This window comes from Azospirillum sp. UFLA03-27 (assembly GCF_059803775.1).
This window is the reverse complement of the sequence record NZ_JAUQTX010000199.1, coordinates 1-12,911: the sequence shown is the minus strand read 5'-3', so window position 1 is coordinate 12,911 and position 12,911 is coordinate 1. Positions and strand designations below refer to the sequence as shown.

Genomic DNA, 12,911 nt, shown 5'->3' with positions numbered 1-12,911 from the left:
GACAGGGTCGGGTCGGGGGAGGCGGCGGCGGAAAGGGGCACGAGAGCGGTCATGGGGTCAGTGTCCTCCCGTGTTGCGGGGGTCCAGCACGGCGCGCAGTCCATCGCCCAGCAGGTTGATGCCGATCACGGTGATGCCCATGGCGAGGCCGGGGCACAGCGCGATCCACGGCGCCTGCTCGACGAAGGGGCGGGCCTCGCTGATCATCAGGCCCCAGTCGGAGGAGGGCGGCTGCGCGCCCATGCCGATGAAGCTGAGGGCGGCGCCGAGCAGGATGGCGAAGACGACGCGCAGGCTGGACTCGACCGCCAGCGGCGGCCAGATGTTCGGCAGGATCTCGTGGAACAGGATGTAGGCGGTGCTCTCGCCGCGCAGCCGGGCGGCGGTGATGAACTCCTCCTGCATCAGCTCCAGGGTGATGGCGCGGGTCAGGCGGACCACCTGCGGCACGTAGACGATGCCGATGGCGACGACCGCCTTCCACAGGGCCGGCGGCGTGACGGCCAGGACGAGGATGCCCAGCAGGATGGGCGGGAAGGACATCAGCACGTCCATGCAGCGCATGATGATCTCGTCGGTCCGGCCCCGGCCGTAACCGGCGACCAGCCCCAGCGGCACGCCGACGAGCAGGCTGATGGCGGTGGCGGCGACGCCCATGACCAGCGAGTTGGTCGTGCCGACGAGGGTGCGGCTGAACACGTCGCGGCCGTACTCGTCGGTGCCGAACCAGAAGTCCGGCCCCGGCGGCTGCAGCCGGCTCATGATGTTCATCTCGTCGTAGGGGTAGGGGGCCAACCAGGGCCCGGCCACGGCGACCACCAGCAGCGGCGCCAGCAGCGCGATCCCAAGGACGAGCGAGGTGGGCCAGCGCTTCGGCACGGAGCGGGGGCGCGCGGCGGGGGTTTGGCTCGCGGCGGTCATGTCAGGCGTTCCCCATGCCATGGCGGATCTTCGGGTTGACGAACGCGTAGAGCAGGTCGGCCGCCAGGTTCGCCAGGCAGTAGGCCGTCGAGATGATCAGGATGGTCGCCTGGATCAGCGGCAGGTCGTGGCGCTGGATGGCGAACAGCAGCAGCCGGCCCATGCCGGGGAAGGAGAAGACCGTCTCGATGACCACGACGCCGCCGAGGATCAGGCCGAAATCGATGGCCAGCACGGTGATGGTCGGCAGCAGCGCGTTGCGCAGCGCGTGGCGAACGATCACCACCTTCTCCGGCAGGCCCTTGGCGCGGGCGTATTTCACGTAGTTGGTCTGCAGGACGTCGATCATGCTGGAGCGGGTCAGCCGCGCGATGCGGGCGATCAGCATCAGCACCAGCGTGACGACCGGCAGGACCAGATGCGACGCCCAGGGCACAAAGCCGTCGGAGAGCGGCGCGTAGCCGCCGGTCGGCAACCATTTCAGGTAGCTGCCGAAGATCAGAACCAGGACGATGGCCCAGAAGAAGTCGGGAACAGCGATGCCGAGATAGGACACGCCCGAGACCATCTGGTCGGCCATGCGCCCGCGGCGCACCGCGGCCAGGACGCCGGCGCCGATGCCGATCACCGTCACCACCGCCAGGGCCACCACCGCCAGGACCAGGGACCGGCTCAGCGCCTCCATCAGGATCGGCGCGACCGGCTGCTCCAGAACCAGCGAGCGGCCGAGATCGCCCTGCAGGATGCCGGCGGCCCAGCGGCCGTACTGCACGATCAGGGGCTGGTCGAGACCGAGCTTGACCGTGATGGCGTCGATCACCTCTTTCGAGGCGAACTGCCCGGCGATCATCGACGCGACGTCGCCCGGCATCGCCTGCGTCACCAGGAAGACGAGGATCGACATGACGACCAGCACCATCGCCAGATAGGCCAGCCGGGTGAGTGTGTAGAGGAGCATGAAGAGAGCTTCCCTTGGCCCGGGGCCGTCGGGAGCGCGGCGGGCGCTCCCGACGCCGTCGACGGCTCTACTGGCCGACCGAAACGTTGCGCAGGTCGAGGAACATCATCGGGTGGGAGGTGAAGCCCTGCACCCGTGCGCTCACGCCGTTGACGTGGTTGATGACGTAGGGGATGACGCCGGGCGCGTCCTGGACGGCCAGCGCCTGCACCTCGCCGTACAGCTTCTTGGCCTCCTCCTCGCTGGACGCCTGACGGGCGCCGTCGAGCAGCTTGTCCATCGCCGGGTTGGCGTAGTTCCACAGCGCGGCGTTCCACGACCCGCGCGAATGGTACCAGGGGTAGACCGAGGTATCGATTGTCGGGCGGCTGAAGAAGCCGTCGATGTAGAAGCCCGCCTTGCCCTCGATGTCCTTCAGGAAGACGTCGAAGGGCACGCGCTGCACGTTGACGGTGATGCCCGCCGGCTTCAGCAGCTCGCGCACCGCGAGGCCCAGGCGCTCGCGGGTGGCGCGGCCGGCCGGGGTGTAGAGCGTGACCTCGAAGCCGTTGGGATAGCCGGCCTCGGCCAGCATCTTCTTCGCGGCGGCCGGGTCGCCCTTGGCGATCGGCAGGTCCTTGTTGAAGTAGGGATGGCTCGGCGGGATCGGCGAATGGGTCGGCGTGCCGTAGCCGAACAGGGCGATCTGGGTGATCGCCTGCTTGTCCAGCGCCGTCGCCACCGCGCGGCGGACGCGCACGTCGTCGAACGGCTTGGTCGTGCCGTTCATGATCACGCCGTCCCAGGTGGAGGTCGGCACGGCTTCGGCCTTCAGGTTGGACGTCGCCTTGACCTTGTCCACCGCCTCCGGCGGCAGGTTCCAGGCGAGGTCCAGCTCACCCGTGGTCAGCGCCGCCACCTGGCTGGCCGTCTCGGGCAGGATGCGGATCACCACCTCGTCCAGCTTGGGCAGGCCGGGCTCGAAATAGGTCGGGTTGCGCTTCACCACCATGCGGTCGCCGGGCGCGAAGGAGACGAACTGGAAGGGGCCGGTGCCGACCGGGTTGGAGGCCAGCGTGTCGAGGGCGTCGCGCGGCACGATACGGGCCTGACGCTCGCCGAACAGCTCGGCGAAGCCGGAATAGGGGGACTTCAGCGTGAATTCCACCGTGTGGGAATCCACCGCTTTCATCGACTCCACGATTTCAAAGTTCACGCGGGCGGTGGAGCCGGTCGCCTTGTCCTGGATGCGGGTGATGGTGGCGAGGACGTCCTCGGCGTCCATCTCGCGGCCGCTGTGGAACTTCACGCCCTTCTTCAGGAAGAAGGTCCAGGTCTTGAGGTCGGCGCTGTGCTCCCAGCGCTCGGCGAGGTCCGGCTTCAGCGTCATGTCGGCGGCGATCGCCGTCAGGCCGTTGAAGAGGAGGTAGGCGGCCACATACTCCTGGCCGCCCTTCATCTTGGCGGGATCGAGGGTGTTCAGGTTCGAATCCACCGCCACCTTGAGCGTGCCGGCGGCGTGCGCGGACAGCGCGGTGCCGGAGAGGAGGAAAGCCGAGAGCACCGCCCGTGCCACCAACCGTTTCACCATGATGAAGCCTCTCTGCTTGCGGGGTCCGTTGTGGACCTTGGTTCCTGTTGCCTCGACGCTCTCACAGACCCGTCATGGGCGGAAAGGCCAAGGTCGTGCCGTTCGGTGGAGCAAGATATGCCCATAAATTAGGCAAATATGGTGTCGCGGACCATGTGCCTGATTTTCGATCACCGCTGAAGCCCGGAATTTGCTCGTAAAATTCCGTTCGTTGGACTGACAATCTTGCTCAAAAATTAGGCTGGATTATGGGCGCCTCGCCAGCACCATGAATGAATTTTGCAGGGACCATGAATGCAGGCGTATGCTGTTGCCCCGCATGTCAGCCGATCGAGCCGTCCAGAAGCCCGTCCAGCCGGGGCATCGCATCGATATCCAGCAATTTCCGATGGAGCCGCGCCGCTGCCTCCGGTCCCATGGCGCGTCCGGCACAGTCATGGAACTTCCCGGCATGCTCCTGCGCCGACAGGGGCCGGGCGACGGTGCCGCGCGCCGAGGCGCAGAAGCGACGGAACGCACGTCCGGTCACGGTTTCCACCGTCACAGCGGCGCCTTCCGGGGCCAGCCGTGCCCGCTCGGGATCGGCGTTCCAGCCGGGGTCGGGCCGCATGCTCACACGCTCCATGGCCGCGCACAGATGCGGGTCGGCCAGCGTCGCTGCGGTCAGGTGATCCAGAGTCAGGTCGCCGTGCAGCATCACGCAGGCCACCGCGAAGGGCAGGCTGAAGCGGGCTTCACCGGGAGTGGCCGGGCGGTCGTAGGTGAGGTTGGCGGCCACCACGGGCGGCACGACGCAGCGCACCGCCGCGATGTCCGACGGAGCCAGCCGGTGCTCCGTCATCAGGTCGCGCACTGCGTCGGCCGCCGCGTGCGAGGAGAGGCAGACAGGATAGGCCTTGGTGTCGATGCCGGGGTCGAGCAGGTGCCACCGTCGGCCCAAGGCCGTCACCGCCGTGGGATCGAAGCGGCCCTGCGCCACCAACCGGGCAAAGCCCCGCGGGTCCTCGACCACGCCGTGCGGAACGGCCCCGCCACGCTTGGCCAGACGCGCCGCGCGCAGCCCGTTGGCGGCGGCCTGCGCGGCCAGCAGCGGCTTGGCGCCCGTGCCGAAGCAGGCGCGCATGCCGCCGGCTCCGCAGAGCGCAAAGGCAATGGCGTCGGCGGCCCGGTCGCCGTCCAACTGGAAGGCCTTGGCGGCCGCGGCCGCGGCGCCGACGCCGCCGAACAGCGCGGTGGTCCACCAGCCGGCCTCATACACTCCGTTGCCGAGGGCGATGGCCAGCGCGTATTCGGCCTCCGCACCGGCAACCACGGCGGTCAGCAGATCGGCTCCGGTGCCTCCGGCCGCCTCCACCGCGGCCAGGGCGGTCGGCACCACCACGGCCGACCCATGGACGAATCCGGCATAGGAGTTGTCGTCGAAATCCAGTGCGTGGGCGGCGGCGGTATTCGCGAAGGCGGCCCCTTCGGCGTTGAGGCGTCCACCTCCCAGCAGGGTGGACGGGCCGGCGGCATGGATGTCCAGCGCTTCCTCCCGCGCCAGGCGGGCGGTGTCGGTGCCCACTCCGGCCAGAGCCACGCCCAGCGTGTCGATGATGCAGGCGCGGGCCGCCGCGGCGACGTCGTCGGGAATGCCGGCGCGCTCCAGACCGGCCAGCCAATGGCCGATGAGTCGGGCGGCGGGCTGGGTCGCGGGCTGGTCGGCGGTGATGGAGGGGAGGGGAGGGATGGTCATGATGGGAGGCTCGCAAGGGATGACGACCCCGCGAGGCTGCCCACGACCGTTCCGTCCCGTCACGTCAAGAAATGACTTTCATGGTGAGGATGAACTGCGTTCATAATGCGCCGCCACCCGGGTCTCCATCGGGACCTGCCCCACGACCGCCGGAAGACGAAGCCCGCTCGCCCCATGCGCCATCGCGACTTTGACCTCGACGCCCTCGAAGTGTTCGTGACCGTGGCGGAGCTTGGCAACATGACCCGAGCGGCGGGCCAACTGGGCTTGACCCAATCGGCCGTGTCGCATGTGGTGCGTCAACTGGAAGCAGCCTTCGCCACGCAGCTGTTCGACCGAAGCATCCGCCCGATGGCGCTGACCGCCGCCGGTCACCGGCTCTGGCATTGGAGCAAGCGCATCCTGAACGACGCCCGCCAACTGCCGGCGGTGATCGGCGGCAAGGATGCGCCCTTCGTGCCGGAGCTGCGGCTCGGTTGCATCGACACGCTGGCCGCCCCGTTCATGCCGCGGCTGCTTCAGCAACTGCGCGACGGCGTGCCCTCCTTCAGCATCGCGGCGGGGCTGAGCCGGCAACTGCGGGAGCAGTTCATGGCGCGGCGCCTGGACGTCATCTTCACCAACGAGTCCTTCGACGACATGGATCAGGTGGACAGCGCCCGGCTGGTCACCGAGCCCTTCGTGCTGTTGGTGCCACGCAACGCGCCGGAGGTCGCCGACGAGGCCGGGCTGCGCGCGCTTTCGCAGGCGTTGCCGCTGATCCGCAACACGGCGGACAGCAGCCTCGGCCGGATGGTGGACCAGCATCTGCGCCGGCTGGGCATGGAGATCCCGCGCAGCTTCGCGTTCGACGCCGTCGACACCATGATGGCCATGGTGGCGGAGGAGATGGGGTGGAGCCTGCTTCCGCCGACCGCGCTGGTGAAAAGCCGCCAGCATCTGGGTCGCCTGCGGGTTCTGCCCTTTCCGGCCACGAGCTTCCGCCGGTCCATCTTCGTGATCGCCCGCAAGGGGGAGCTCGGCGCGCTTCCGGCCCGCATCCACAAGGTCGGCCGCGGCATTCTCACCCAAGGCTACTTCACTGAACTGTTCATCTCCTGGCCCTGGCTGAAGCCCATGATCGGGCGGTGAGAATGGCGTCCGCGGCAACGATGGAGTTGCGCGGACGCCGTTCTTCCTTCGAGCGGTGCCTCAGCCGACGGCGTTGAAGTCGTCCAGCAGGGCGGCGATGCGCCCGCTGTCGCTCTGGTCCATGATGACGCGGGCGCGGCGGGTGGCTTCCTGAAGGTCCAGCTTGCGGATGCGCCGCTTCACCAGGGGGATGGCCGGCGGGACCATCGACAGGTCGCGCACGCCAAGCCCCAACAACAAGGCCGTGTAGCGCGCGTCGCCAGCGATCTCGCCGCAGACCGACACCGGGATGCGGGCGCGCAACGCCGCCTCGATGGTGAACTGGATCAGGCGAAGAACCGCCGGATGCAGCGGGTCGTAGAGCGAGGCGACCTGCTCGTCGCCGCGGTCGATGGCCAGCGTGTACTGGGTCAGGTCGTTGGTGCCGATGGAGAAGAAGTCGGCGGCGTAGGCCAGCGCGTCCGCGGACAGGGCCGCGCCCGGAACCTCCACCATCACCCCCACCGGCGGCAGCGGATCGGCGATGGGGACGCCGCGGCGGCGCAGGCGGCGGGCCACCTGGCCCATCATCTCGCGCACGCGCTGCACCTCGGCGACCGAACAGATCATCGGCAGCAGGATGCGCAGCGGCCCGTGGACGCCGGCCCGCAGCATGGCGGCGAGCTGCGTCTCCAGCAGCTTCGGCTCGCGCAGGCCCAGCCGGACGGCGCGCAGACCGAGCGCCGGGTTCGCCGGCTCGCCGTAGCGGCCGGCCATCCAGCCGGCCAGCTTCTCCCCGCCGACATCCATGGTGCGGGCGGTGACGGTGCGCCCGCCCATGCCCTCCACGATGGAGCGCAGGACGGTGTACTGCTCGTCCTCGTCCGGCAACTGGTCGCGGTTCATGAACAGGAACTCGGTGCGCAGCAGCCCGATCCCCTGCGCCCCGTTCTCCAGCGCGTGGTCGAGGTCGCGCGGCAGCTCCAGATTGGCCTGGAGCGTCACCGCGGTGTTGTCGCGCGTGACCGCCGGCAGCTTGCGCAGGCCCTTCAGCTGCTCGCGCTCGCGCTCGCGCTCGGCGCGGCGCTGCCGGTAGTCCTCCAGCACCTCTGGGGTGGGGTCGATGATGACGCGACCCTGCACCCCGTCCACGATGACCGTGATCCCATTCTTCAACCCAGCCAGCAGCCCACCGACGCCCAGCACCGCCGGAATGCCCAGCGAGCGCGCCATGATCGCCGTGTGCCCCTCGGCGCCGCCGAGCACGGTGGCGAATCCGGCGACGCGGCGCGGGTCGAGCAGGGCGGTGTCCGCCGGGGTCAGCTCCTCGGCCAGAATCACCGCGCCGGGGTTCAGCATGGAGAAGGCCTGATACTCGTGCCGCATTAGGTTGCGGATCAGGCGCCGACCCACCTCGCGCACGTCGGCGATTCGCCCGGCGAGGTAGCTGTCTTCCATGCTCGCGAAGGTCTGGGCGATGGTGGCGATCTCCGCCTGGACCGCGGCCTCGGCGTTGACCAGCTCCTGCTGGATGCGGCGCTCGACGCCGCGCGTCAGGCGCGAGTTGGTTACCATCGCCAGATGGGCGTCGAGAAGGAAGCCGATCTCCTCCGACGCGGAGCCGGGCAGCGTCAGCGCCTTGGCCTTCAGCTTGCGGATCTGGCGGCGCGCCTTGCCGCAGGCATCGGCGAAGCGCGCGGCCTCGGCCTCCACCTGATCGGCGGCGAGCGTGTATTCGGGAACGCGGACGGCGCCGCTCTCCACCACGTGGGCCGGGCCGATGGCAATGCCGGGCGAAACGCCCAGCCCGCGCAACGACCGCCCCTGGCCGGCGGCCGGAACGTCAGTCTTCATCGAACTTGCGGGTGATCAGATCCACGAGAGCGGCCATGGCGTCCTCGGCCTCGCGGCCGTAGGCGTACAGCTCCACCGAGGTGCCGGGGCCGGCGGCCAGCATCATCAGGCCCATGATGGATTCGCCCGAAACCTGTGTCTCGCCGCGCCGCACCTCGATTTCGCAATCGAAGGTGGCGACCAGCTTCACGAACTTCGCAGCCGCGCGGGCGTGCAGGCCGCGCTGGTTGCAGATGGTGACGGTCTGGCAGATTTCGGGGTTTCTCTCCGGAGTCCGCCCGTCAACGCCGGAAGCGCCCTGGGCGGGCGTCTTGTCGTCTGGAACGCTCATCGAGTCACCCGTCCGACAGCAGCGAGGATGCGACGTTGATGTATTTCTGTCCGGCCTCCCGCGCGGCGGTCACGGCGTGGGTCAGCGTTTCCTGGCGGCGGACGCTGGCCAGCTTGATCAGCATCGGCAGGTTCACGCCGGCGATCACTTCGACCTTCGCCTTGTCCATGATGGAGATGGCGAGGTTGGATGGAGTCCCGCCGAACATGTCGGTCAGCACGACAACGCCGGACCCGTCGTCCACGTCGGCCACGGAGTTCAGAATGTCCTGACGGCGCTGCTCCATGTCGTCGTCTGGGCCGATGCACACGGCCCGCACCTGCTGCTGCTCACCCACCACATGCTCCAGCGCGGCGATGAACTCTGCCGCGAGGCGCCCGTGGGTTACCAGAACCATACCGATCATGGGACATCCTTCAATTCTGGAGCCTCCCCCGAAGCCACATTCTTATTGCGGCACTTATGAACGATCCCTTATCCGGATCAATCCGCCCCTTGGCTCAACCCCTCTGGCCAACCTTCAGCGGTCAGCCGGTGCGCGGGGCCTGCCGGTCCAACTCCCGATGGCTGATCCCGACCTTCAGCCCCAGCCCGCCCAGCCAAGCGGCCAGCCGTTCGGCGACGAACACCGACCGGTGCTTGCCGCCGGTGCAGCCGACCGCGATGGTCAGGTAACTCTTGCCCTCCTGGTTGTAGCGCGGCAGAAGCGGCTGCAACAGTTCCGTCAGATGACGGAAGAAGTCGGCGAAATCCGGATCGCCCTCCACGCGCGCCGCCACGCGGGGGTCCAGGCCGGTGAGCGGGCGCAGATCCGGATCATAATGGGGATTTGTCAGGAAGCGTACGTCGAACACGAGGTCCGCCTCGCGAGGCAACCCCAACCGGAACGAGAAGGAGGTGACGAAGACCTGGAGCGCCGCCTGGGCCCCGATCTGGAAGTTGCCGGCCAGGATGCGGCGCAGGTCGTGGATCGACAATTGCGTGGTGTCGATGGTCACGTCGGCCTGCTGCTTCAGCGGCAGCAGCATGGTGCGTTCCAGCTGGATGCCGTCCGGAACCGGGCGGTCGATGGCCAATGGATGGCGGCGGCGCGTCTCGGTGAAGCGGCGCTGCAGCGTCTCGTCCCCGCAGTCGAGGAAGACCAGCCGCACGTCCAATCCGGCATGGGCCTTCAGCGCCTCGACCTCCTCCAGCATGGCGTGGGCGGAGAAGTCGCGGGTGCGGCTGTCGATGACCAGGGCCAGCGGCCGCTTGCGCGGGTCCGCCTGCTCCAGAAGCGCCGGGACCAGTGAGAGGCGCAGGTTGTCCACCGCTTCGTAGCCCAAATCCTCCAGAGCCTTCAAGGCGACGGACATACCGGCTCCGGACATGCCGGTGACCAGCACGAGTTGACCGTCCGGGCCCATCGGCCGTTCCGTCAGCAGGTTTTCCGGGGAATGGCGGTCGGTCATGGCAGGTTCGGAACCTTTCCCAGCGAGCCGGCCCGCGCCGCGGCGGCGGCCAACTTGAGCTTGGCCGGAGTCGAGGCGTCGAAGGGGCAGAGGGCGAGGCGCGGGACGGCCCGGTCGAGAAGATCCGCGGCCTCTTCCATGGGAAGACGCTCCACGGCGTCGCGCGGCACCAGATCGACGACCAGCCCGACCTCCGCCTCCGCGGCAGCGGGCAGGGGCATGATGCCGACGCCCCGCACCTCCAGAAGACCGGCCAGAGCCGCCGGCGCCGCCGCCATCAGCCTGTCCTGGTCGACGCGCAGTTCCACCTGGTCATCGGCAACCAGCAGCGCCCCCGCGTCGATCATCCGCAAGGCCAGATCGGACTTGCCGCTGCCCGACGGCCCCCGCAGCAGCACGCCGACGGGCGTTTCGCTGCGGTCGCCGCCGCTCCGTATGCCGCCGCTGCCGCCGTTTCCATGGCCGTCATTCCATGTGCCGACCAGGACGCAGGTGCCGTGAATCGTTACCATGATCCCGCGAAGGTGAGGCGTGCCGCTGGTTCTGTCAATGGGATGCCGAAAATGCATCCTTTTCCCGCCCGATACGCCTCGAATGCGCCGGCGCGACCGCCGTGCTCCGGCCATAACCCGGCTGAGCCACGGTGACAGCCGCGCGAGTTCCGGCCTCAGGCCGGCCGGTCGCAACCCGCGGTCAAGCCGATGCGCAGGCCGGGCCGGACGGTACGGCGGATGTCCGCCAATTCGCTGGCCAGCGCGTCGCGCCGGCGGATCATCTCGTCCAGATCGTCCAACTCCGCTGCCTCCTGGCAGGCCGTGCGGAAATCCTTCTCACGGGCCAGCCGGGTCAGCAGATGGGTGTAGCTGTCGGCGATGGTCGCCAGATGCCGCTGGGCGCCCTGGAGCGCCTCCGCCAGCTGCGTCCGTTCGTTGGCCGATGCCCGCATCATCCGGGCCAGCTCGCCCTGCTGGACGCTGGCGTCGTTGATGAGGCGGGCCAGCCGATAGCGGCGGAAGTCGATCACCCTGGCCGAGGCTGGTGCGACCGGGGCCAAGGCGGCTTCGTCGGTCCGGCACGGTGCGAATGGCATGGGGTCGGGCTGGATGTCGGACATGGCCCTCTTCCGGTTGGTGACGTCCGGTTGTTGAAAGGCCAGCCGTCGCAGGCGCGGGAATGACCGTAATCGAGCATCCGCCGCACCCACGACTTTGTCCATACGTCTTTTCTCAAATTGCAACTATGCCGCATCCGCCATGTGGAAATCCCTCACGGGCGGGGCAGGCGCACGGTGAAGACGGCGCCGATCGTCTCCCCATCGCGGCCGAGACGGTTCGCGGCCCGGATGGTGCCGCCGTGGGCCTCGACGATCTGCTTGGAGATCGACAGGCCAAGGCCGGAATGGGTGCCGAACTTCTCGCCTGCCGGCCGCTCGGTGTAGAAGCGTTCGAAGATCGCCTCCTCCTTGCCCTCCGGAATGCCGGGGCCGTCGTCGCTGACCGTCACCTCGACCGCGCCGTCCGGGGTGCGTCGGGTGGCCAGCCGGACCTGCCCGCCGGGCGGCGAGAAGGACAAGCCGTTGGCGATCAGGTTCTGGAAGACCTGGGTCAGACGCCCCTCCAGCCCCTTCACGGTCAGCGACCCTCCCCGCGGCGGCTCGATGACGACGCTCGGCACGGCCTCCGCCCCGCCCTCGTCCTCCTCGTCCTCCGCGGTGGTGTGGTGGATGTCGGCGAGCGTGCGGAGCATCGCGCCGATGTCCACCGGTTCCAGAGCGGCGCGGGACAGCTCTGCGTCCAGGCGCGAGGCGTTGGAGATGTCGCTGATCAGCCGGTCCAGCCGCTGCACGTCGTCGGCGATGATCGCCATCAGCTTGTCGCGGCGGGCCGGGTCCTGGATACGGCTGACCGTCTCGACCGCGCTGCGCAGCGAGGTCAGCGGGTTCTTGATCTCGTGGGCGACGTCGGCGGCGAAGCGCTCGATGGCGTCCATGCGCGCCCACAGCGCCGCCGTCATGTCGCGCAGCACACCGGACAGCTCCCCGATTTCGTCGCCGCGGCGGGTGAAGTCGGGGATCTCGGTGTGGCGCCCGTGGCCGGTGCGCAGCCGGTCGGCGGCCTGCGCCAGCTTGCGGATGGGCCGGGCGATGGTGCCGGCCAGATAGAGCGACATCAGGACCGTGACCAGAAGCGCCACCGCGAAGACGCGCAGAATGTCGGTGCGCACCGACCGGATGGCCTCGTCGATCACCGTGCCGCTGCGCGACAGCAGCACCGCCCCCAGCACCTCCTTGTAGCGCTGTACCGGAACGGCGACCGTCAGCAGCAGGTTGGATCGGGCGACCGGCGAGGCCAGCCGCCACACCGTCGCGCTGTTCTCGCCGGCCAGCGCGCGTTCCACGTTGGGCGGCGGGGCCGCCGATTCGGCGGCGTGGCCCGGCGGCTCGCGGTAGAGCGGCAGGTTCTCCCGGCTCGGCACCACGTCGATGAAGCGGGCGTAGAACTCGTTGACCGCCCGTGACGCCGGATCCCCGGAGGGCGGCAGCGGCAGCTCCTGGATCTCGATCTTGCCGGGCGAGCCGGTCAGCACGCGGCTGTCCGACAGCAGCCGCCCATCCGGGCCGTAGAGCCGGGTGTGCGTCTCCGTCGCCAGCGCCAGCCGGCGGATCATCTGGCGCCCCAGCTCCGGCGACAGCTCGTAGCTCTCCTGGCCCAGCTCCGGCTCGTCGGCGGCCCGCTGCACGGCGCCCTCGCCGAGCGCGGAGGCGAAGATGCGGGCCTCCGTCTCCAGCGCGTCCAGCTCCGCCTGGACCAGTCGGTCCTGGTAGCGGCCGAGATAGAGCAGGGCGCCGACCAGCAGCAGCAGCGCCAGCACGTTGACGGCGAGAATCCGCAGGGTCAGCGGCGACGGCACGCCGCGCACCCGGCGCCTGGACGCGGCGCGCGGCGCGGTTCCGGGGGCTGTCTCTTATACACATCTGACGC

The 12,911-nt window shown here is 69.1% G+C and carries 12 protein-coding genes; 1 reads left to right on the top strand and 11 read right to left on the bottom strand.

Annotation, left to right across the window (positions count from 1 at the left end; translation table 11 throughout):
• Nucleotides 1–57: 57 nt before the first annotated feature.
• The 4 genes from Q4I23_RS24055 to Q4I23_RS24040 all read right to left on the bottom strand — a co-directional run bounded on the left by Q4I23_RS24055 (nt 58) and on the right by Q4I23_RS24040 (nt 5,184).
• Nucleotides 58–921, bottom strand: a complete 864-nt coding sequence (locus Q4I23_RS24055; RefSeq protein WP_247894918.1) for an ABC transporter permease — start codon at nt 919–921, stop codon at nt 58–60.
• Nucleotide 922: 1 nt separating this feature from the next.
• Nucleotides 923–1,879, bottom strand: a complete 957-nt coding sequence (locus Q4I23_RS24050) for an ABC transporter permease (protein WP_498527887.1) — start codon at nt 1,877–1,879, stop codon at nt 923–925.
• A gap of 67 nt (nt 1,880–1,946) precedes the next feature.
• Nucleotides 1,947–3,449 (bottom strand): ABC transporter substrate-binding protein, encoded by a 1,503-nt coding sequence (locus Q4I23_RS24045; protein WP_498527886.1) that lies wholly within the window; start codon nt 3,447–3,449, stop codon nt 1,947–1,949.
• Between the two features lie 322 nt (nt 3,450–3,771).
• A complete protein-coding gene (locus Q4I23_RS24040; RefSeq protein ID WP_498527885.1) occupies nt 3,772–5,184 on the bottom strand; it encodes an MmgE/PrpD family protein in 1,413 nt (470 codons plus the stop codon).
• A gap of 174 nt (nt 5,185–5,358) precedes the next feature.
• On the opposite strand from Q4I23_RS24040, the gene Q4I23_RS24035 reads away from it, so the two are divergent.
• Entirely contained in the window at nt 5,359–6,315 is a 957-nt protein-coding gene (locus tag Q4I23_RS24035; protein WP_498527884.1) for a LysR family transcriptional regulator, read from the top strand.
• A 60-nt stretch (nt 6,316–6,375) separates the two neighbouring features.
• Here the strand turns inward: Q4I23_RS24035 and ptsP are convergent, their stop codons facing one another.
• The 7 genes from ptsP to Q4I23_RS24000 form a co-directional block, all read right to left on the bottom strand.
• Nucleotides 6,376–8,148 carry a phosphoenolpyruvate--protein phosphotransferase gene (gene ptsP, locus Q4I23_RS24030; protein WP_454016848.1) on the bottom strand — a complete coding sequence of 591 codons (1,773 nt, stop codon included), beginning with the start codon at nt 8,146–8,148 and terminating at the stop codon, nt 6,376–6,378.
• Nucleotides 8,138–8,479, bottom strand: coding sequence for an HPr family phosphocarrier protein (locus Q4I23_RS24025; RefSeq protein ID WP_145629264.1), 342 nt, complete (start codon nt 8,477–8,479; stop codon nt 8,138–8,140). Before Q4I23_RS24025 ends, ptsP begins: the two co-directional genes overlap by 11 nt.
• A 4-nt stretch (nt 8,480–8,483) precedes the next feature.
• On the bottom strand, nt 8,484–8,885 hold the full coding sequence (locus Q4I23_RS24020; RefSeq protein ID WP_114860323.1) for a PTS sugar transporter subunit IIA: 402 nt from the start codon (nt 8,883–8,885) through the stop codon (nt 8,484–8,486).
• A gap of 121 nt (nt 8,886–9,006) precedes the next feature.
• The gene (gene rapZ / locus Q4I23_RS24015) at nt 9,007–9,930 is read right to left on the bottom strand and encodes an RNase adapter RapZ (protein WP_498527883.1); all 924 of its coding nucleotides are present in this window, start codon (nt 9,928–9,930) and stop codon (nt 9,007–9,009) included.
• Nucleotides 9,927–10,442 carry an HPr kinase/phosphorylase gene (locus Q4I23_RS24010; protein ID WP_498527882.1) on the bottom strand — a complete coding sequence of 172 codons (516 nt, stop codon included), beginning with the start codon at nt 10,440–10,442 and terminating at the stop codon, nt 9,927–9,929. The genes rapZ and Q4I23_RS24010 overlap by 4 nt, the downstream gene beginning before the upstream one ends.
• Before the next feature lie 155 nt (nt 10,443–10,597).
• The gene (locus Q4I23_RS24005) at nt 10,598–11,044 is read right to left on the bottom strand and encodes a hypothetical protein (protein WP_454016845.1); all 447 of its coding nucleotides are present in this window, start codon (nt 11,042–11,044) and stop codon (nt 10,598–10,600) included.
• 152 nt (nt 11,045–11,196) lie between these two features.
• On the bottom strand, nt 11,197–12,849 hold the full coding sequence (locus tag Q4I23_RS24000) for a stimulus-sensing domain-containing protein (protein WP_498527881.1): 1,653 nt from the start codon (nt 12,847–12,849) through the stop codon (nt 11,197–11,199).
• Nucleotides 12,850–12,911: the final 62 nt, after the last annotated feature.

Coding starts and splice junctions, on each gene's coding strand:
- Q4I23_RS24050 (WP_498527887.1), bottom strand. CDS start 1,879: ATGCTCCTCTACACACTCACCCGGCTGGCCTATCTGGCGATGGTGCTG.
- Q4I23_RS24005 (WP_454016845.1), bottom strand. CDS start 11,044: ATGTCCGACATCCAGCCCGACCCCATGCCATTCGCACCGTGCCGGACC.
- Q4I23_RS24025 (WP_145629264.1), bottom strand. CDS start 8,479: ATGAGCGTTCCAGACGACAAGACGCCCGCCCAGGGCGCTTCCGGCGTT.
- rapZ (WP_498527883.1), bottom strand. CDS start 9,930: ATGACCGACCGCCATTCCCCGGAAAACCTGCTGACGGAACGGCCGATG.
- Q4I23_RS24020 (WP_114860323.1), bottom strand. CDS start 8,885: ATGATCGGTATGGTTCTGGTAACCCACGGGCGCCTCGCGGCAGAGTTC.
- Q4I23_RS24010 (WP_498527882.1), bottom strand. CDS start 10,442: ATGGTAACGATTCACGGCACCTGCGTCCTGGTCGGCACATGGAATGAC.
- Q4I23_RS24055 (WP_247894918.1), bottom strand. CDS start 921: ATGACCGCCGCGAGCCAAACCCCCGCCGCGCGCCCCCGCTCCGTGCCG.
- Q4I23_RS24045 (WP_498527886.1), bottom strand. CDS start 3,449: ATGGTGAAACGGTTGGTGGCACGGGCGGTGCTCTCGGCTTTCCTCCTC.
- ptsP (WP_454016848.1), bottom strand. CDS start 8,148: ATGAAGACTGACGTTCCGGCCGCCGGCCAGGGGCGGTCGTTGCGCGGG.
- Q4I23_RS24035 (WP_498527884.1), top strand. CDS start 5,359: ATGCGCCATCGCGACTTTGACCTCGACGCCCTCGAAGTGTTCGTGACC.
- Q4I23_RS24040 (WP_498527885.1), bottom strand. CDS start 5,184: ATGACCATCCCTCCCCTCCCCTCCATCACCGCCGACCAGCCCGCGACC.